The sequence below is a fragment of the Achromobacter mucicolens genome, from assembly GCF_029866465.1.
Taxonomy (GTDB): Bacteria; Pseudomonadota; Gammaproteobacteria; order Burkholderiales; family Burkholderiaceae_B; genus Achromobacter; species Achromobacter mucicolens.
In genome coordinates this window covers 1,862,562-1,882,093 of record NZ_CP123364.1, presented here as the reverse complement: position 1 = coordinate 1,882,093, position 19,532 = coordinate 1,862,562, and the positions used below count along the sequence as shown (strand labels likewise).

The following is a 19,532-nucleotide window of genomic DNA, read 5'->3' as shown; positions in this document are numbered from 1 at the left end:
ATCCCATGCCCAAGCATTTTTTTGAACGCGACCAGCTTCTTGCCTGGTTCAAAGGAAACGCCGCCGCGGCCGATTACGTGGACATGGTGTGCCGCATTGCGCATCTTTGGGACGATCTCATCGACCGCGACAAGGACGTCCCGGACGACGAGATCAACCAGGGCTTTTTCGAGGCCCTCATCAAACTGCCGCGCAATCCGTTCTACCGGACGCATTTCGATCATCTGAACGCCGTGCTCATCAACGCCGTCTCGAACTGGCAGATCGCCACCAAGCTCGAGCGCGACGGCGGCGACTACGAAAAGAGCATCGCGTTCGTCCTGCGCTCTTCCTACGCAGACCTCATCACGCAATCGGCGCTGATCGTGGGCGGCGAGAAGTGGGCCTGCCAGGTGGGCGAGGAAGTCCGCAAGGCGACGCACGGCGAAACCTTTGATGGCTACATCAAGAATCTGTCCAAGGAGGCCTCGGATCGGACGCGCATGAAGGCCGCCGGACAAGCAAAGAACCGCTGATCCCAGCATGACCGCCCGGGAGAACTGCAGCGACATGCGGCGACATCACGTGCCCCCTGATTCATGCCAGGCCGCCGCCCGCTTCGTCTGAAACGGGCCATCAGCCTGGCGCTGCTTGGCCTTGCCTGCTGGTGGGGCGGCAGTTTTGCGATCGAAGTCGATGCCGGCAAGCTGCAGAAGCTATCGGCCAGCCGCTACGGCGCCAAGGGCGCGCGGTCGGTCGACAACTGGCTGCAATTGCTGCGCGCCCCCGCCCCCGCTGCCGAACGCGACCGCCTCACCGTCGCCAACGACTTCTGGAACCGCGCCCTGCTCTCCGGCGAGGATTCCATCATCTGGAAGCAGGCCGATTACTGGGCCACGCCGCTGGAGTCGCTGGGCCGGGGCGCCGGCGATTGCGAAGACTATGTCATCGGCAAGTATTTCACCCTGCTCTCCATGGGGGTGCCGGCCAACAAGCTGCGCTTCATCTATGTGCGCGCCCGCATCGGCGGCGCGGCCAGCAGCGCCCAGGTGGCCCACATGGTGCTGGGCTATTACGAAACCCCGAATGCCGTCCCGCTTGTGCTGGACAGCCTGATTTCAACCATCCTGCCGGCCACGCAGCGGCGCGACCTGACGCCGGTGTTCAGTTTCAACGCCGACGGCGTCTACGTGGACGGCAAGGCGGCCGCGCCTGTCGACCGCCTCAGCCGCTGGCGCGACCTCCTTCAACGCATGGAACGGGAAGGCATCCGCCCCTGACGTCCGGAAACAAGACTATGTCCATACTTCGACAGCTACTGCTCAGCGTGACCCTCGCCATCAGCGTCATCTTGCTGGGAACGCTGGCGCTCAGCGTCAACTCGGCGCGCGAGTACCTGTCGGGCCAGCTTCAGGTGCAAAGCACCGACGCGGCCGTATCGCTGGCCCTGTCCTTGTCGCAGCCGGCGAACAACGACCCGGTCGTGCAGGAACTGCTGGTGTCCGCGCTTTACGATGGCGGGCACTTTTCTCTGGTGCGCCTGACCGATCCCGACGGCAAGGTGCTGATCGAACGCCGGTCGACCGCCACTGCCGCGTCGGTGCCTGCGTGGTTCCAGGCGCTGGCGCCGCTGGATAGCCAGGCGGCCAGCCATGCCGTCAGCGACGGCTGGCGGCAGATCGGTGAAGTCACCCTGATCGCCAACGATGCCTACGCCTGGGAAGCCCTGTGGCGCAGCAGCCTGAAGATGATTGCGCTGGTGGTCGGCGCGGGGATCCTGTGGGCCATCTTCGCGTTCGTCCTGGTCGGTTGGATCAAGAACCGTCTGCTGCGCGAGATCAGCGACCACGTTCGCGGCATCGGCCGTGATGCGCCGGGCGAACAGGTCGAGGCGCGGGTGCCGGAACTGTCCGGCGTGGTGCAGGCGCTGAACCAGACGCGAGAGCGCATTCACGCCAGCGTCGAAGAACAGAACGCCAAGATCGAGTCGCTGGAACTGGAATTGAACCAGGACCCCGTGACCGGCCTGCCCAACCGCAAGTATTTCGTCAACGAGTTCCGCCGCGCGCTGGAAACCCGGGCGGCGGCGGGAACGTCACGGATCGACGGCGGGCACGTGCTGGTGTTCCGCCAGCGCGACCTGGCCGACCTGAACCGCCACATGCCGCGCGAATTCATCGACCAGTGGTTGCGCACCGCCTGCGAACGCATTCAAGGCACGCTCAAACGCATGCACGTCGCCGCGCCCATGCTGGCGCGACTGAATGGATCGGACTTTGCGCTGCTGCTGCCGGGCTGCGCGGCGCCCCAGGCCATGATGGTGGCCGAGCAGGTCCGGGCCGACCTGCATGCCTCGCGCATTCCAGTCGGCGAAGGTCATCTTTGCCGCTGGGCGCAGGCAATGACGGACTATGGACACGGCAGCCAGGCTGGCGCCGTGCTTGCCCGCCTGGATTTCGGCCTGATGCGCGCGGAGAGCGCCGGCAACGACCAGGTCGTCATCGCGGGCGCCACGGACACGCATTCGCCGTCGGAAGCCGGCGAGCGCGCCTGGAAGGACGCCATCCAGACGGCGTTGGAAGGCCGTCACTTCGAACTGTCGACCGAACCCCTGCTGGCGCTGAATGGACGCGTCGTGCGCACCGAAGCCATGCTGATGCTGCGCACTGCCCCGGATCAGGAGCCGATTCCCGCCACGCTTTTCATTCCGCCGGCGGTGCGGCTGGACCTGGTGGCCGAGTGCGATCTGGAAGCGGTGCGGCTGGGCCTGGAATGGCTGGCCAGCCACGCGGGCGAGCTTGCCGTGCGCGTGTCGCTGCCGTCGCTGCGCGGCCAGAAGTTCCTGCGCCAGCTTGCGTTGCTGCTGACCGAAAACCGGCCGCTTGCGCGCCGCCTGTACGTGGAAATCGACGCGCACGGCCTGGTGGAATGCCACGAGCAGATCACCGCGTTTGCCCGCGTCGCCGCGGAGTTCGGCGCCCATATCGGCGTGCGCCGGCTGGCGCAGCAGTTCGGCGCGGTGGCGCAACTGCACACGCTGCCGTTGTCCTACGTGAAACTGGGCGGGGGCTTCGTGGGCGGCATGTCGCAAAGCCCGGGCAGCCAGCAGCTCACGGCCTCGGTGCTGGAAACGGCCCGGTCGCTGGGGATTGCCGTCTATGCGGAAGACGTGCCGGACGCGGAAACCCAAGGCATCCTGCAAGGGCTGGGCATCGACATCATGCGAGGCCAGGGCGTCAAGACGGCGAGCGTGGAGTAAGCGGGACGGTCCGGGCTGAGCCCGGCAAGCCGGCGGGCGCCCCAACCGGAGCGCCGCGCCCCCCGCGCGATCAGCGCGCGGCTTGTCCCTTGGACTGCTCGTAAAGCGGCATCACCTTCTGCGCCGCCGTTTGCAGGTCGCTGATGCGCGAGGCTGCCGAGGGGTGGGTGGACAGGATCTCGGGCGGTGCGCTGCCCTGGCTGGCGGCGCCCATCTTCTGCCACAGCGTCACGGCCGCACGCGGGTCGTAACCTGCCCTGGCGGCCAATTCAACACCCATGCGGTCCGCTTCGGTCTCGTGCGTGCGGCTGTTGGGCAACGTGAACATCACATTGGTCAATTCGCCGCCCAGGTCCGACGCCGCCGACGATCCGGTGGCAATGGACAACACCTGCAGGCCCAGGCTGGTAGCCATCTGCTGGGACACGCGCTCGCGGGCGTGTTCACGCAACGCATGGGCGATCTCGTGGCCCAGTACCGCAGCCAGCTCATCGTCGGTTGGGTTGATCTTCGAGATCAGGCCGGTATAGACCGCGATCTTGCCGCCGGGCATGCACCAGGCGTTGACCTCGTCGCTGGACAGCACGTGGACTTCCCATTTCCAGCTTGTGGCATCCGGACGGAACACGCCCGCCTGCGCGATCAACCGCTGCGAGATGGCGCGCACCCGCGCCACCTGCTTGGCATCCTTGTCCAGCAAGCCCTTGGACTTGGCCTGCTGCAGGATCTCGGCGTATTGCTGGGTTGCTTCCTGTTCCAGCGCCTGCGAAGGCACCATGCTGGACATGTACTGGGTGCGGTTGACGCCCACGGCGCCCGACTGCGTGGTGTTCATGCCGGTGCAGCCCGCCAGCACGGCCAGCGACAGCACGGCTCCGGCATTGCGCAGAAAATGACGCTTCTGTTTCATGTCGGCCTCCAAGCCATTTTCAACAACGGAAAAACGTATCAGACCGCGGCGGCGCCGCACTGCCCGCGATGGCGCAGCGCGTGGTCGATCAGCACCAGCGCCAGCATCGCCTCGGCGATCGGCGTGGCGCGGATGCCCACGCAAGGGTCGTGACGGCCCAGCGTCTGCACCATCACCGGCTCGTTGGCGCGGTTGACCGAGCGGCGCTCGACACGGATGCTGGAAGTGGGCTTGATTGCGAGCGACACGGTGATGGGCTGCCCGGTGGAGATGCCGCCCAGCACGCCGCCGGCGTGGTTGCTCAGAAAGCCATCGGGCGTGATTTCGTCGCCATGTTCCGAGCCGCGCTGCGTGATGCAGTCAAAGCCCGCGCCGATGGAGACGCCCTTGACCGCGTTCAGGCCCATCATGACGTGGGCGATGTCGGCATCGAGGCGGTCGTAGATGGGTTCGCCCCAGCCGGCCGGCAGGTTCTCGGCAACGACCTCGATGCGGGCGCCGATGGAATCGCCATCCCGGCGCAACTGGTCCATGTAGGCTTCCAGTTCGGGCACGACCTCGGCGTTGGGCGCATAGAAGGGATTGTTGGGCACTTCGTCCCACGAAACGAACGGGATGGCGACGGGGCCGAGCTGGCTCATGTAGCCGCGCACCTTGACGCCGTACTGCTCGGACAGCCACTTCTTGGCGATGGCGCCGGCCGCCACGGTGGGCGCGGTCAGGCGGGCCGACGATCGTCCGCCGCCGCGCGGGTCACGCACGCCGAACTTGTTCCAGTAAGCGAAGTCGGCGTGGCCGGGCCGGAAGGTGTCCTCGATATTCGAGTAATCCTTGCTGCGCGCGTCGGTATTGCGGATCAGCAGGCCGATGGGCGTGCCGGTGGTGACCCCTTCGTAAACGCCGGACAGGATCTCGACCTGATCGGCTTCCTGGCGCTGCGTCACATGGCGCGAGGTGCCCGGACGGCGGCGGTCCAGTTCGAACTGGATGTCGGCCGCGGTGAGGGCCAGCCCCGGGGGACAGCCGTCCACGACGCAACCGATGGCCGGCCCGTGGGATTCGCCGAAATTCGTGACGGTAAAGAGAGTACCTAGGGTATTGCCGGGCATAAGGAGTCAACAGGTCGGGTTTGCAAGCAACCCCGATTATGACACCGCCGCAGCCAAAGCCTGGATTTCGGCGGCCGGCGCAGGCCGTCCCAGCAGAAAACCCTGCATCACCCGGCATCCCAGCGACTTGAGGATTTCGCGTTGGCCTTCCGTCTCGACACCTTCGGCCACCACCGGCAGGTGCATCGCCTGGCACAAGCCGAACAGGGCGGAAACCACCTCGCGGCTGCCGGCGTCCGATTCCAGCGCGGAGATAAAGCTGCGGTCGATCTTGACCCAGTCGATGGGCAGATGGCGCAGATGGTTCAGGCTGGAATAGCCGCACCCGAAGTCGTCCAGCGCCACCCCGATACCCATGTCGCGCAGCGTGTTCAGGATCTTCACGTGCCGCTCGTAGTGCAGGATGAAGATGGATTCGGTGATCTCCAACACCAGCTTGCGCGGCGACAGGCGGGTGGCGGCCAGCACGTCCGACACCAGTTGAACCAGCCCGTCCTCGTTCATCTGCTTGACCGACAGGTTCACATGCACGCGCCACGCAGCCGGCCATAGCGCCGCTTGCGTGCAGGCTCGCTCCAGGATCCAGGCGCCCAGCGGCACGATGAGGCCGCTGCGTTCGGCCAGCTCGATCGTCACGGCGGGCGACACGCTGCCCAGTACGGGGTGATGCCAGCGCAGCAGCGCTTCGCACCCCTGCACCACGCCGCTCGCACTGTCGCAGACCGGTTGGTAATAGAGTTCGAACTGCTCCATGACTGGCGTTGTCAGGGCCAGCCGAAGGTCGTTTTCCAGGCCCTGCTGGTCCCGCTGGCGTGCCAGCAGCCGGAAGTCGAAGAGATTCCACCCCTGGCCGCCCTGATCCTTGAGCGGCACCATCGCGACCTGCACGCAGCGCTGCAATTCCTCGACGCTGCGGCCGTGGGCCGGGTACAGAGCGGCGCCGATGCGAAAGACGGCAATAAGGGGACGGGCGCCCAGTTCATAAGGCACGCTCAGGTCGGCCAGCAGCTTGGCAGACACCTGGGCAGCGCCCTCCTCGTCAACGCCGGGCACGCAGACGGTGAACGAGTCGGTCCCGGTGCGTGCGGCCATGCCCCCGAGCGCGCGGGCAACCAGGCTGATGCGATCGGCCACCTGAACCAGCAGCGCCTGATCTTCACCGGCCCGCAGCATGGCGCTGATCTGGGCATAGTGCTCGAAGCTGACGAGAAAAAAAGCGCCGCGCCGGGTCGTGCCCTGCGGCTGGCCCAGCCAGGCGCGCACGCGACGATGCAGCTCCTGCTGGCTAAGGAGGCCGGTCAGTTCATCCCGCGTCAGGCGTCGGCGCAGCGCGCGCTCGCGGCGGAAGAACAGCAGACTGATCGCTGCAAGTGCGCCCGCGAGCGTCAGGCACAGTGCGAGCAGGTAACTCTCACGCACGGAGCCCCCTATCCATAAGCCCCCGGCGTTGCGGCCCGACCACGGGCCCGGGGGCTGTAACATATTTTAAATTATGCATTGTTTTCGCAAAAAAACGCCACATTTCGGAGGCAACGCGCCCCTTTTATCCTGACTTTCCTTGGATCCTCGTTGCTCGCTTCGGTCATGGCGGGGCCCCTGGACGGCGATCGCTGGCCGGTCCTTACGCCATGCCTCGGTCCATCTACGACACCGCAACCCGAAAAATTAATACGCAGTGTCTCAATAGTTCTCAACCGGACCATTCTCACGAGCGAAATAATTACACACCTTGTCTGATATGACCGAGGATTTCGTAATATTCTGTGCGTTCTGTGACAACCTCTGTTTCCTGCATCCGCATCCTTGACGGTCGTTTCGTAACGTGTGTCACGTTTGATATCCAGGTTTTTTTATCCCGCGCAGGCGCCCTTGCCGCCTGATGCCCGTTGAAGCCGCAGTGGACACCTGCCCGCGTCCGCTGCCGCGTATACCCAGACAGGGACTCGCAAGTACATGTCCACATTACGCCGGCTGCTTTTCTGCTCTGCCCTTCTGATCGGCTTCACCCTGCTCGGCGCGCAAGCCCTGGGGATGCTGGCGGCGCATCGCTATCTGAATACCCAGCTTGCCCAGCAAAGCGAATCGGGCGCCAACGCGCTCGCCTGGGCGCTGTCGCACAGCACGGGCAGCCATCGAGAGCAGATTGAACTTGCCGATCAGCTGTTTGGCCAAGGCCTGTATTCGCTGGTCAATATCACGAACGAAGGGAACGCGATCCGCGTGGAGCGCCGCACCGGACCCACGGCCGGTCCCGGCCAAGAGTCCGACTGGCGCGCCGCGTGGCTGAACATGGAGGCGCCCGCGGTGTCGCGGCCCTTCGTCATTCCGGGCGGCCAGGCCAAGGGCGTCCTGACGGTGCAGGCCGATGCGCGGATGGCGCGCGACACCCTGTGGCAAGGCGGCGTCCGGGTGCTGGGCCTGGTGCTGGCGGCCGCCGCATTCTGGGCGCTCTTCGCGACGAACCTTGTCCGCTGGATTGAAGCCCGCACGTCACGCGACATCTGCGAACGCGTGCGCGCGCTGGCGCCGGGCGCGGACGCGCAGCTGACCGGTTCATGCGAAGTGCCGGGCGTGGACCAGGCGCTTGTCGATGCGCAACGCCGCGTCGCCGCCACGGTCGAGGAACAGAATGCCCGCATCGAATCGCTGCAAAGCGAGATCTACCGGGATCCCATCTCCCGCCTGTCCAACCGCAAGCATTTCGTCGACCAGTTCCGGCTGGCGCTGGCCGACAAATCCGATGAGGCCGGCGGCCATCTGCTCATGTTCCGCCAACGCGACCTGGCGCAGATCAACCGCCACCTGTCGCGCGCCTTCACCGACCAGTGGCTGCGCTCCTCGTCGGACCGCCTGCGCAAGCTGGTGCAGGAATTCGGCGGTCCCGGGACGCTAATTGCGCGCATCAGCGGATCGGATTTCGCCTTGCTGCTGCCGCGCACCTCGGCGCCGCAAGCCAGCGTGCTGGCCGAGCGCGTGCGCCGCGAACTGCGGTCGCTGCGCGTGCCCATGGACAAGTTCGGCTGGTGCCGCTGGGCGTTGGCCATGGCCGCATTCGCGCCGGGCGACAACATGAGCGACATCCTGGCCCGCCTGGACCACGCGCTGATGTGCGCCGAAAGCGCCGATGACGACCAGATCACCCCGGCTAGCCAGGCCGCCGACAGCACCCGCATCGGCGAATACAGCTGGCACGACGCGTTGATCACGGCGCTGGAGCAGCACCGGTTCTCGCTGTCGGCCCAACCCTTGCACGACCTGTCCGGCGCGCTGCTCCAGCACGAGGCCAGCCTGACGCTGCATGACCTGTCCGGCACCGATCCCGTGCCTGCCTCGATCTTCATGCCGCCAGCCGTGCGCCTGGGGCTGTCCGCCGAATGCGATATCCAGGCGATTCGCCTGGGCCTGGACTGGCTGTTCACGCATGAAGGCGCGCTGACCGTGCCGGTGTCGCTTGCCACGCTTGCTCAAGGATCGTTTTTCGGACGCCTGGAACGCATGCTGGCAGACCGGCCCACGCTGTCGAGCCGGCTGATCCTGGAAGTCGAAGCCGCAGGCCTCGTCGAACAAGGCGCCGACGTGCGCCAGCTCTGCGATATCGTCACCGGCGCCGGCGGGCGGGTCGGCGTATCGCGGCTGTCGCAGCAGTTCGGCGCCATGGAGCACCTGCACGAATTCCCGGTTTCGTACGTGACGCTGAGCGGCAGCTTCATCAGCGGCCTGCTCCATAGTCCCGGCAGCCAGCATCTGGCCGCTACCGTCGTCGCCACCGCGATGACGCTCGGCATGTCGGTCCATGCGGCCGACGTGCCGGACGCCGCCACGCAGCTCATCTTGGAGGGAATCGGCGTCCGCGCGATAAGCGGCGCTGTCGTACACTCCGCCCACGCGCAAGACCTCGCGCACGATCATCAATGGGTTCCTAGTTGACGGAAGGATTGTTTCTTCGCACCCGCTGGCATTTTCGCCACCTGCGCCCCAGCCGTCCCGGCGTCTTCCGGACATCCGTCTGGCCGGGATTCGGCCTGTTGCTATGCGCCCTTTTCTGGCCTGCCCATGCGCTTGCCCACGGACTGAATGCCGGCTACGACGGCCTGCCCGCCGGCATGACTGCGGGCGTCGCGATCGCCTGCGCGGTGACGTGCGGCGTGGCCTGGGCGCACACCCGCAACGCATTGTTCGCGGCGGGCATGATCTTCGCGCTGCTCGAAGGACTGTTCCGCTCCCTGCCCGAGCTGATGCCGCCCGGCGCGCTCCAGGCCGCGTCCTACGCCGCCTTGCTTGCCCTGACCGCGCCGCTGTTGCGGGGATCACGCCTTGCGGCCGGTTTGGGCGCCGCATGCCGGTGGATCAGCATCTTGCTGTCCGGGGTGGCCGCCCTGGCGCTGATCTTTGTGTACGAAACCGAATCCGGCGTGCTGCCCGCCTCCATCGCTGGCGTGTGCGCCGCGCTCAGCGTGCCGTTGGCGATTTGGTTTGTGGCCAGCGCGATCCGGCAGCGCGCCGGCCGCCCGGCCAGCCTGACGCTGGCGCTTGCCTATGCCGTGTCTGCCTGGGTTCTGGGACACGACGCCTGGCACGCTGGCGGCGCGGACGCCGCGGGCGCCAGCATGGAAGTGCTGAGGCTGATGTTGGTGTCGGGCACGCTGCTCTGGGTTGCCCTGGACGCCTCCAATACCGCCGAATCCGCCCGCAAGACAGGCGCCGGCTCCGACGCCGAACATGTGGCGCAAGGCGAACTGCGGCTGGCGGAACTGGCCGGTGCGCTGGACGCGCAGCGGCAGATGAACGCACTGATCTCGCACGAGCTGCGCGCGCCGCTCGCCACCATCAGCGCCGCCGCGCAATCCCTGGACATGATTCTGTCGGATAGCGGCGAAACCGTGGACACGCGGCTGGCGCGCATTCACCGGTCGGTCGGAAGGATGACCGAGCTGATGGACCAGTTGTTGAACCAGGACCGCCTCGAGGAACACGCCTGGAGCCCCCGCGGCGAACAGACCGACATGGCCGATCTGGTGCGCGACGTGGTGAACGCCATGCGGCCGGATACCGCGCACGCGCTGGTGCTTGAAGCGCAAGCGCCGCAACCGGTCTTTTGCGATCGGCCGCTCACCAGCGTGGTCGTACGCAACCTGATCCACAACGCCATCAAGTATTCGCCGGCCAACGAGCCCGTGCGGATCGAAACGGGGCACACGCGCATCGGCGAAACACCCATGACCTGGGCGGCCGTCGTGGACCGTGGTCCCGGCATCGGGGAAGAAGAACAGGCCCGCATCTTCGAGCCGCGCTTTCGGCGGTCAGCGCATCGCGAAACCCAAGGCATGGGTATCGGCCTGTATCTGGCCCGGCGCATCTGTCAAAGCCAGGGCGGATCGCTGACGATGCAGAGCAAGGTGGGCGTGGGCACGCGCTTTGTCATCACCCTGCCCTCAAACGGCCCGACGGCCTAGACGCCGCCCGGGCGGCGGCCTGGATCAGGCCGCGAACACGTAGCCCTGGCCGCGCACCGACAACACCGGCAGCTTCAGGCCCGCGCTTTGCGCCTTGGCGCGCAGACGGCTCACCAGCACGTCGATACGCCGCAATTCAAACCCGCCCGGGCTGTCCGGCAGGAAGAGTTCGGCCAGCGCCTGGCGGCTGACGGCGCTGCCCGCGGCGTCCATCAACGCCACCAGGAACGTCCTTTCCTGCGCGCTCAGGTGCAGCGAGGCGCCGTCCGGCGCCACCAGAATCCATCCGCCGTCCTGCAAAGACCAGTTAGTGTCCGCCGACGCGCGCGTTTCGGCATCGGCCGGACGCGGCGCCTTGGCCAGACGCATCCGGCGCGCCAGGCTGCGAATGACGGAGCTTAGCTCCAGGAGGTCCACCGGCTTGGTCATGTAGACGTCGGCGCCGCCTTCCAGGCCGCGGACGCGGTCCTCAAGGGCGCTGCGGCCCGTCAGCATGACGATGCCCACGGGGCTCAGGGCGCGCAGGCGGGTCGCGACGGAAAAACCGTCTTCGCCGGGAAGATGGGCGTCCAGGATGACGATGTCGCAGGGCTGCTCTTGCAGCCGGCGGTAGAACGCGACCGCATTGTCGCAAGCAAACCCCACGCGAAAGCCATAGCCGCCCAGACCCAACGCCAGTTCCTCGCGGAAATCGGCGTCGTCCTCAAGCAGACCAATACATAGCAAACCATCTGCACCAGGCATATTCAGAGTGCTTTACCTTGAAATTGTCGACGAAAACCCTGGAGCGCCCACGCAAGAAAAAATGCCCCCGAGCCGGCAATCTTACGACTTTTACAATAGAAACGAATGATTGCAGTGAAAAAAACGGCGATATTTCACCTTTTTACCCAGGCTTTTTCTTAATGCCGGGCTTCCAGCCAGATTAATGCCACCGACAATATCGCAAAATCGCCCTCAGGACGAACAGCTCACTTCGATTCCGCCAGCCCAATCCGGCGGCAAACCGGCGTAGCGTTCATAGCCATCCTGCGCCACATAGGGATTGCGCAGCAGTTTGATGAGGGTATCGATTTCGCTGGCATCGCCGGCCTTGGCCGCGCGAATCGCTTGTTCGGCTAAATGATTGCGCAGGACATACAGCGGATTGACGCCATTCATGGCGGCCGCCGTGTCTGCGGCCGACCTGCCCTGCCGGCCATGACGGGAAATCAGCCGGTCAAGCCAGGCGCCGGCAGCGGGCCGATCAATAAATAAATCCTCAAATCCGCTGCGCTGGCCCTGTATCGCATCGGCCAGACGCCGCCACGTCAGCGTGAAATCCGCCTGATTCGCGTCCATCAGTTTGAGCAGATCATCCAGCAGCGCCTCGTCGTCGGGCTGCCAAGCCGCCAATCCCATCTTGGCGCCCATTTTGTCGTGGAAGGCGCGCGTGAAAATGGCTTCGTATTCATCCAGCACGGCACGCAAGGCATCGGCGTCCTGCACCATCATATGCAGGCTGCCGCCCAGCCGATACAGATTCCAAAGCGCCACGGAAGGTTGCCGGTTCCAGGAATAACGTCCTTCGGCATCCGAGTGGTTGCAGATATGCCCCAGCCGGAAACCGTCCATGAAACCAAACGGGCCGTAATCCAGCGTAAGTCCCAGGATGGACATATTGTCGGTATTCATGACGCCGTGGCAAAACCCGACGGCCTGCCAATCCGCCATCAGCAACGCCGTGCGCCGGGTGACTTCCCGCAGCAGATTCACATATGGCGCCGTCTCGGATGCGGGCTCGCCCGCTTGCACGTCGCGGCACTCGGGGTAGTAACGGTCAATCACATAATCGGCCAGCGTCTTGAGCAGGTCGGGCTGACGCCGCGACGACCAGTGCTCGAACGACCCGAACCGGACGAAACTGGGCGACATCCGGGTCACGATGGCTGCCGTCTCGACGGTCTCGCGCATGACCGGATCATCGGACACGACCAATGCCAGGGCGCGCGTGGTCGGCACGCCCAGCCCGAACATGGCCTCGCTGGCCAGGTACTCGCGCACCGACGATCGCAACACCGCACGGCCGTCGCCCATTCGGGAATACGGCGTCATGCCGGAGCCCTTGAGCTGCAGTTCCCAGGCGCCCGCAGGTCCCTGGATTTCGCCCAGCAGATGAGCCCGTCCGTCGCCCAATTGCCCCGCCCACACGCCGAACTGGTGGCCGCTATAGACGGCAGCCAGCGTGTCGCCGCCCGGTAACGGCTGGGCGCCGGAGAAAACCTGCAGGAATTCGGGGGTGGTCAGCACCGACGGATCCAGGCCGATCAGGGCTGCGGCTTGCGAATTGGCGTGCAGCAGGCGGGGATTGTTCAGCCCCCGCGGCGCCAGCCGGGTGTAGAAGGTCTCGGGCAGGGCCGCAAACGAGTTGACGGCTTGCAGTTCGGACAGGGACAGGGCGGTCATGCGCGTTGCCTCCGGGCGGCGCGCTTGGCGGGCCGCACATAGAAAATGGCGCTGAGGAAAAACGTGGTGGACAGGATGATTTCGCCCCACGCCATCAGGACGGACAGCGGCGCCGGATCCGACATGGCGCGCACCACGCCTTCCATCAGATACAGCAGCGACAGCATGGCCGCCCATTGGTAGGTGTAGAGATTGCCGCGCACGATGCCGCGCAGCGGAAACGCCAGCGGCAAGGCTTTGAGCAGCATCCAGGAACCGCCCGGCCGCACCGGCGCCACCACGGTTTCCCAGGCGACGCACAGCACGATCAGGGCAAACAATGAAACCGAGGCCACGAGGCGCAGGCGGGGGTTGAGTTCGGGATTCATGCTGCTATTATCGCCTGATGAATCGCCCCGCCGAGCCCGCCGCCGCTACGCCGGCGGTCAAAGAACGACCAACCTCGCGCATTTCCCGGGTCGCGAGGACCGGACGCGTATTTCGTTTCGTCGTCCAGCGCGCCAACGAAGAAAAGCTGCTGCAGGTCGCCTCCAGCCTGACCTTCACCACCGTCCTCGCCATCGTTCCCATGCTTGCGGTGGTGCTGTCGCTGTTCACGGCGTTTCCCGTGTTCCAGGAGTTCCGGGTCGCCCTCGAGGACTTCCTCACCACCAGCCTGATGCCGCCGTCCGTGTCGGACAACATCATGGACTACCTGAACCAGTTCGCGCACCAGGCCTCGCGCCTGACCGCCATTGGCGGGGCATTCCTGCTGGTCACGTCCCTGCTGCTCATCATGACGATCGACCAGGCGTTCAATGACATCTGGCGCGTCTCGCGCCAGCGCCCCCTGCCGCAACGGGCGCTCGTGTACTGGGCGATCATCACGCTGGGCCCCGTGCTGGCCGGCGCCAGCCTGTGGGCCACCTCGTTCGTCGCGCGCGAATCGCTGGGGCTCATCAAGGACGTGCCTGAAGTCATCAGCGTGGCCGTCTCGTTCATCCCCCTGGTGCTCACCGGCCTGGGCTTTGCGGCGCTCTTCGTCGTCGTGCCCAACCGCGAGGTGCTGTGGCGCGATGCGCTGATCGGAGGCTGCGTCACGGCCATCGTGCTGGAAATCATGAAGTCCGCGTTCGCCTTCTATCTGACGCGGTTTCCCACCTACACCGTCATCTACGGCGCCTTCGCCACCCTCCCGATCTTCCTGCTGTGGATTTACCTTTCCTGGCTGGCCGTCTTGCTAGGCGCAACGCTTGCCTCCAGCGCGCCGCTCATCCGGCTGGGCCGCTGGCACATCAATCGCTACCCGGGCGCTTCATTCGTCGACGCGCTGGACGCCCTGCGCGCGCTGCGCCGAGCGCAGCTTTCCACGCCGGGCGGGGTGTCCGCCAGCTTGCTGGCCTCGGAATTGCGGCTGCACCAGGACGAGCTCAACGAAGTCCTGGAAGCGCTGAGCGCGATGGGACTGGCCACCCGCAGCCCGGAAGACAACTGGATGCTGACGTGCGATGCGCGCGAGACCTCGCTGGCGCCGGTCGTGGATCGCTTCCTGCTGGACCGCAGCCAGCCGCGCGTGCGCAACGACCCCGACATCCTGCGCATCGCATCGTCCGTAAATTCGCCGCAAACCACGCCAACGCTGGAAGAACTCTGCGGAGAAGCGCAAAATACCGGAAATGGCGTCGCACCAGTGCTGCAACTGGAAGCGAACAAGAAATAGCAAAGCATAGGGCGCAGTCCGCCCCCAGGAGATACCGATGTTGAAGGTCAGTGAGATTTTGCGCGTCAAGGGCGATACGCTCTACACGGCGTCGCCGGACATGCCCGTGGCCCAGGCCGTGCAAACCATGAGCGAGCAGGATATCGGCTCCCTGGTCATCATGGAATTCGGCACGTTGACCGGGATGCTCACGTTCCGCGAGATCATTCGCCACATGCACGCGCATGGCGGCGCCGGCGATACCACCATCAGATCCATCATGGACGACGCGCCGGTCAGCGTTTCGCCCAACACCAGCGCCGACGAAGTCCAGCGCCTGATGCTGGAAAAACACGCCCGCTATATCCCCGTCATGGACGGCCCCACCCTGATGGGCGTCATTTCGTTCTACGACATGGCGCAGGCCATCGTGGCGGCCCAGCAATTCGAAAACAACATGCTGAAGGCCTACATCCGCGATTGGCCCGCGGAAAGCGCGGAACCGGCCCAGTCCTGAACCAGCCGGCGCCCTTGCGGCGCCGGCTGCAGATCTACATCCCGGCGGGCGCGGCCTCGCGCGTGGCGTCGCGCGCGCCCGGCGCATGACGCTGGCTGCGCCACGCGTCATAAATCAGTTCCGGATTATTCGCGGCCAGCAGGGCCGGATCCGACAGCATCCGCCGCCAGCGCCTTGCGCCCGACTGCCCGTTCACCAGCCCCAGCATCGGACGCGTCATCATCCGCAATGGCACGCCCTTGGCCACCTGCCGCGCGGCGTATTCCGTCATGGCGTCCACCACCTGCGCATCGCTGGGCAGCCGCACCGACGGCCACAACTGCATGGAAACCTCGGACAACACGCGCGGCGTATGCCAGGCGGCGCGGCCCAGCATCACGCCGTCAAAGGCTTCGGCCGCCTGTACCGACTGCCCGGCATCGGCCAGTCCGCCATTGAGCACGAACGTGCAATCTGGAAAATCACGCTTCAATTGCGCGACCACGTCGTAGCGCAGCGGCGGAATCTCGCGGTTGTCCTTGGGCGACAAGCCCTTGAGCACCGCGTTGCGCGCATGCGCAATGAACACGCGGCAACCCGTGTCGTAGACCTTGCCGACAAAGTCGCGCACGAACTCGTAGGATTCGTCGTAGTCCAGCCCGAGGCGGTGCTTGACCGTGACTGGAATATCCACGGCGTCCTGCATGGCCTTCATGCAGTCGGCCACCAGCGCCGGCTCGGCCATCAGGCAGGCGCCAAACGCGCCCTTCTGCACGCGCTCGGACGGGCAGCCGCAATTCAGGTTGATTTCGTCATAGCCCCACTGCTTGCCAAGCTTGGCCGCATGCGCCAACGCATCGGGCTCGCTGCCGCCAAGCTGCAAGGCGACCGGATGTTCGGCTTCGTCAAAGTCCAGGTGGCGGGCCACATTGCCATGCAGCAGCGCACCGGTGGTGATCATTTCGGTGTACAGGCGGGCACGGGGCGCCAGCAGCCGGTGAAAGTACCGGCAATGGCGGTCGGTGACGTCGATCATCGGGGCGACGCAGAGCCGCCAGTCGGGGGAGTCCAAGAATCACTCTACAAAACAAGGGGATGCGGTATTTTACGGTGCTTGGCGACATTGTGCCCGCCGGCCCCGGGCACCCGCGGCCGAATCGCTGCCGAAGGCCGCCCGCCATGTGGTCTAAAATTGCGGCGCCGCAACCCTACACGCCCGTGCGCGCGTCCGTTCAACCCTCATACCGAAGATCCATGGCCGTATTCACCCCCGTATCCGATGACGACGCGCGCGCCCTGCTGGCGCATTTCGATCTGGGCGAGTTTGTCTCGCTTCGAGGCATTACGGCGGGTATCGAGAACACCAATTATTTCCTGCACACGACGCGTGGCGAATATGTGCTGACGCTGTTCGAAGTGCTGACGCACGCCCAACTGCCCTTCTACATTGAACTGATGTATCACCTGGCGGAACGCGGCATCCCGGTGCCGCAGCCGCAGACCCTGCGCGACGGCACCCGGCTGACCACCCTGCACGGCAAGCCTTGCGCCATCGTGTCGCGCCTGCCGGGCGGCTACGAGCCCGCCCCGGGGCCCGCCCACTGCGCGCTCGCTGGCGCCACGCTCGCCCGCGCCCACGTCGCGGCGCAGGACTTCCCGATCCACCAGCCCAACCTGCGCGGGCTTTCCTGGTGGCTGGAAACGGCGCCGAAGGTCATGCCCTTTCTCAGCCCGGCCCAGGCCGAGCTGCTGACCTCGGAACTGGCCGCGCAGCAGGCCGCCGTCAAGACGCCCGCCTGGCAGGCCCTGCAAAGCGGACCGGCCCACTGCGACCTGTTCCGCGACAACGTCCTGTTTGCAGGCACGTTCGAGAATCCGCTCATGGGCGGCATCATCGACTTCTACTTCGCGGGCTGCGACACCTGGCTGTTCGACGTGGCAGTCAGCGTCAACGACTGGTGCATCGAGCGCGACACCGGCGAATTCATCCCGGAGCTGGTGCAGGCCTGGCTGGCCGCCTACGCCTCGGTTCGCCCCTTCACCGACGCCGAGCGCGAAGTCTGGCCCCAGATGCTCAGGGCGGCAGCCTTGCGCTTCTGGCTGTCCAGGCTGTATGACTTCTTCCTGCCCCGCCCCGCGCAGACGCTCAAGCCGCACGACCCGCGCCACTTCGAAAGAGTGTTGCAAGCGCGCCACCGCTCGGAACAGCCCGTCTTGCCGTAATCGCTACGCCCCCCATAATGGGAATAGCGCCCCCTTTTTGAAAGATCTCCCCCTTCAGAGAGCCATGCAAGCAGCATTTCTACCCGCGACGTCCGGCTGGCTTTGGGTCCGCGACGGATTCCGCCTGTTCCGCAAGCAGCCCCTGGCCATGTTCACCTGGGCCATGGCCATCAGCCTGATCGTCGTCTTTGCGTCGGCCACGCCGCCAGTCGGCCCGATGCTCGTCGTGGCCCTGATGCCCATCATCACGCTGATGACATTGTCCGCGTGCAAACATGTCGAGGCCGATCGCATCATGCTGCCCTCCATGTGGGGCAAGCCGCTGAAGCAGCCGGGCGTATTCCGCAAGCTCTTCCTGATGGGCGTGCTGTATGCCGGCCTTTGCCTGGTGATGGGCCTGGTCATCTTCCTGCCCTTCTCCGACGCCATGATGGAAGGCATGCGCATCGCCTCCGTCGAAAAAAGCATGGAACCGATCCTGTCAGCCATGGCGCTGCCGCTGATGCTGTTTGCGATCTGCTACGTGGTGATCGCGGCGCTGTTCTGGCATGCACCCGTGCTGGTCGCCTGGCACGGCCTGCGCCTGACCCAGGCCCTGTTCTTCTCCGGCATTGCCTGCTGGCGCAACAAGCTGCCGTTCCTGGTCTACGGGGTCTGCTGGATCATGGTCTTTCTGTTCATCGACCTGTGCGCCGGGCTGCTGGTCGCCGTCGGCTTGTCGCCGCAGATGGCCGGCACGCTGCAGATTCCGTTCAACATTGCCGCCGGTGGCGTGCTTTACTGCAGCTTCTATCCGGCCTACACCTCCGTGTTCGGCATCAATAGTTCCAGCACGCATCTCGACAACGGCAACGGCGCGCAGGCATAACGCCACCCGCCACGGCGCAAGCGCCCGGCGCAATCGCACAACCCGGCCGTCCCGGCCGATGAACGCCACGTCGATGGCATAACGCATGCCGAAGGTATGCACCGCGGCACAGGGAATCAGCATCACCCCTGTGCGCGGCCCGGGCGGGGCCCGCCCCAGCAACCCGCGCATCCGCCCCCACCACCCCGTTACCGTCAACAGCCGCAGGCGCCCCTGGCGCAATCGCACGGGGCCGCTCATTGCACGCTCTGAAGCAACTGCATCGCGATGGGAAACGCCAGCACGATGAACGTGCAAGGGAAAATGCAGCCGATCAACGGCAGCAACATCTTCACCGGCGCCTGCATCGCCAGTTGCTCGGCCCGCGTATGGCGGTCGCTACGGCACTGCGCCGCCTGCGCGCGCAAGACCGGCCCCAGGCTCGCTCCCAGTGCCTCGGCCTGCGCAAGGGCCGCCGCCCAATTGCGCGCCAACGGGCTGTTGCTGCGCTCGGCCAAGGTCTTGATCGCCGCGGTTCGGGAAACGCCGGCGCGCATCTCGGCCAGCGCATCCGCCAGCGCGTCGCGCAGCACGCCAGGCGGCCCGCTCTGCGCCGCCAAATGCAGCGCGCCCTGCACGCTCAGTCCGGCCTCGACGCACAACGTCATCATGTCGAACACGAAGGGCAAGTCCCGTTCGATGGCGCGGCGCCGCTGCGTGCCCAGGCCTTTCAACCACGCCGCCGGCGCCACCCCGGCGGCCAGCGCCGCCGCAGCCGTCCAGAGCACCCACGACGCGGAGCCGGGTGCAGCAAGCGCCACCGCCACGGCGCCGGCCACGCCACCGGCAACGGCGGCCGCGCTACCGCACAACGCCGCGATGTGCGCATATCCGACTCCTGGCGGCAAGGCCGCCCGCGCTATTGCCCGGTTCAGCCGCAGCCGCCAGCGCCAGGCGCAAAGGGGACCCGCCAACGGCGCCACCGCCACGATCCACGGCCATGCGGCGCGCCACCACCACGGCATCGCACGCTCGGCGTTCCGTTCCTGCCGCAGCAACGGACACAACAGCACCCACGCAAGCCAGGCCGTTCCCGCTGCCGTCGCCACCATGCCCACATAAAGCCACATCCC

General features: G+C 65.8%; 17 protein-coding genes and 1 pseudogene. 9 read left to right on the top strand and 9 right to left on the bottom strand.

Annotated features, from left to right (window positions below; genetic code table 11):
- Positions 1-5: 5 nt before the first annotated feature.
- The 3 genes from QEP15_RS08560 (at position 6) to QEP15_RS08550 (ending at position 3,238) form a co-directional block, all read left to right on the top strand.
- Positions 6-515, top strand: coding sequence for a hypothetical protein (locus QEP15_RS08560; RefSeq protein ID WP_063957084.1), 510 nt, complete (start codon positions 6-8; stop codon positions 513-515).
- A 63-nt stretch (positions 516-578) separates the two neighbouring features.
- On the top strand, positions 579-1,259 hold the full coding sequence (locus tag QEP15_RS08555; RefSeq protein WP_280148656.1) for a transglutaminase-like cysteine peptidase: 681 nt from the start codon (positions 579-581) through the stop codon (positions 1,257-1,259).
- A gap of 17 nt (positions 1,260-1,276) precedes the next feature.
- Positions 1,277-3,238, top strand: a complete 1,962-nt coding sequence (locus QEP15_RS08550) for a bifunctional diguanylate cyclase/phosphodiesterase (RefSeq protein WP_175157114.1) — start codon at positions 1,277-1,279, stop codon at positions 3,236-3,238.
- Positions 3,239-3,308: 70 nt separating this feature from the next.
- On the opposite strand, the gene QEP15_RS08545 is transcribed toward QEP15_RS08550, so the two are convergent.
- From QEP15_RS08545 to QEP15_RS08535, 3 genes are read right to left on the bottom strand one after another with little or no spacing between them, the layout of a single operon-like run.
- Positions 3,309-4,148 carry a M48 family metallopeptidase gene (locus QEP15_RS08545; RefSeq protein WP_062842088.1) on the bottom strand — a complete coding sequence of 280 codons (840 nt, stop codon included), beginning with the start codon at positions 4,146-4,148 and terminating at the stop codon, positions 3,309-3,311.
- 38 nt (positions 4,149-4,186) lie between these two features.
- Positions 4,187-5,257, bottom strand: a complete 1,071-nt coding sequence (gene aroC, locus QEP15_RS08540; RefSeq protein WP_152383941.1) for a chorismate synthase — start codon at positions 5,255-5,257, stop codon at positions 4,187-4,189.
- A gap of 36 nt (positions 5,258-5,293) precedes the next feature.
- Positions 5,294-6,676, bottom strand: coding sequence for a putative bifunctional diguanylate cyclase/phosphodiesterase (locus tag QEP15_RS08535; RefSeq protein WP_279991918.1), 1,383 nt, complete (start codon positions 6,674-6,676; stop codon positions 5,294-5,296).
- 534 nt (positions 6,677-7,210) lie between these two features.
- On the opposite strand from QEP15_RS08535, the gene QEP15_RS08530 reads away from it, so the two are divergent.
- Together QEP15_RS08530 and QEP15_RS08525 are read left to right on the top strand one after the other, a co-directional pair.
- The gene (locus QEP15_RS08530) at positions 7,211-9,184 is read left to right on the top strand and encodes a bifunctional diguanylate cyclase/phosphodiesterase (RefSeq protein WP_152383939.1); all 1,974 of its coding nucleotides are present in this window, start codon (positions 7,211-7,213) and stop codon (positions 9,182-9,184) included.
- A gap of 8 nt (positions 9,185-9,192) precedes the next feature.
- Positions 9,193-10,710 (top strand): sensor histidine kinase, encoded by a 1,518-nt coding sequence (locus tag QEP15_RS08525; RefSeq protein ID WP_338077658.1) that lies wholly within the window; start codon positions 9,193-9,195, stop codon positions 10,708-10,710.
- Positions 10,711-10,734: 24 nt separating this feature from the next.
- Here QEP15_RS08525 and QEP15_RS08520 read toward each other — a convergent pair whose 3' ends face one another.
- The 3 genes from QEP15_RS08520 to QEP15_RS08510 all read right to left on the bottom strand — a co-directional run bounded on the left by QEP15_RS08520 (position 10,735) and on the right by QEP15_RS08510 (position 13,523).
- Positions 10,735-11,454, bottom strand: coding sequence for a response regulator transcription factor (locus tag QEP15_RS08520; RefSeq protein WP_152383938.1), 720 nt, complete (start codon positions 11,452-11,454; stop codon positions 10,735-10,737).
- Between the two features lie 213 nt (positions 11,455-11,667).
- Positions 11,668-13,155: a protein adenylyltransferase SelO gene (locus QEP15_RS08515; RefSeq protein ID WP_280148655.1), complete on the bottom strand. Its 1,488-nt coding sequence runs from the start codon at positions 13,153-13,155 to the stop codon at positions 11,668-11,670.
- Positions 13,152-13,523 (bottom strand): DUF2069 domain-containing protein, encoded by a 372-nt coding sequence (locus QEP15_RS08510; protein WP_056315766.1) that lies wholly within the window; start codon positions 13,521-13,523, stop codon positions 13,152-13,154. The genes QEP15_RS08515 and QEP15_RS08510 overlap by 4 nt, the downstream gene beginning before the upstream one ends.
- Positions 13,524-13,540: 17 nt before the next feature.
- Here QEP15_RS08510 and QEP15_RS08505 point away from each other — a divergent pair, with 17 nt between their 5' ends.
- Both QEP15_RS08505 and QEP15_RS08500 read left to right on the top strand, forming a co-directional pair.
- Entirely contained in the window at positions 13,541-14,854 is a 1,314-nt protein-coding gene (locus QEP15_RS08505) for a YihY family inner membrane protein (protein WP_175157111.1), read from the top strand.
- 37 nt (positions 14,855-14,891) lie between these two features.
- Positions 14,892-15,350 carry a CBS domain-containing protein gene (locus QEP15_RS08500; RefSeq protein WP_056315762.1) on the top strand — a complete coding sequence of 153 codons (459 nt, stop codon included), beginning with the start codon at positions 14,892-14,894 and terminating at the stop codon, positions 15,348-15,350.
- 34 nt (positions 15,351-15,384) lie between these two features.
- Here the strand turns inward: QEP15_RS08500 and dusA are convergent, their stop codons facing one another.
- Entirely contained in the window at positions 15,385-16,365 is a 981-nt protein-coding gene (gene dusA, locus QEP15_RS08495) for a tRNA dihydrouridine(20/20a) synthase DusA (protein WP_280148895.1), read from the bottom strand.
- Between the two features lie 218 nt (positions 16,366-16,583).
- On the opposite strand from dusA, the gene QEP15_RS08490 reads away from it, so the two are divergent.
- Together QEP15_RS08490 and QEP15_RS08485 are read left to right on the top strand one after the other, a co-directional pair.
- Positions 16,584-17,552 (top strand): homoserine kinase, encoded by a 969-nt coding sequence (locus QEP15_RS08490; RefSeq protein WP_217617813.1) that lies wholly within the window; start codon positions 16,584-16,586, stop codon positions 17,550-17,552.
- 64 nt (positions 17,553-17,616) lie between these two features.
- Positions 17,617-18,420, top strand: a complete 804-nt coding sequence (locus QEP15_RS08485; protein WP_280148654.1) for a BPSS1780 family membrane protein — start codon at positions 17,617-17,619, stop codon at positions 18,418-18,420.
- A 6-nt stretch (positions 18,421-18,426) separates the two neighbouring features.
- Here the strand turns inward: QEP15_RS08485 and QEP15_RS25985 are convergent.
- Positions 18,427-18,543 (bottom strand): annotated as a pseudogene (locus QEP15_RS25985) (DUF192 domain-containing protein); the annotation flags it as partial.
- Between the two features lie 113 nt (positions 18,544-18,656).
- Entirely contained in the window at positions 18,657-19,529 is an 873-nt protein-coding gene (locus tag QEP15_RS08480; RefSeq protein ID WP_280148653.1) for a type II secretion system F family protein, read from the bottom strand.
- Positions 19,530-19,532 lie beyond the last annotated feature (3 nt).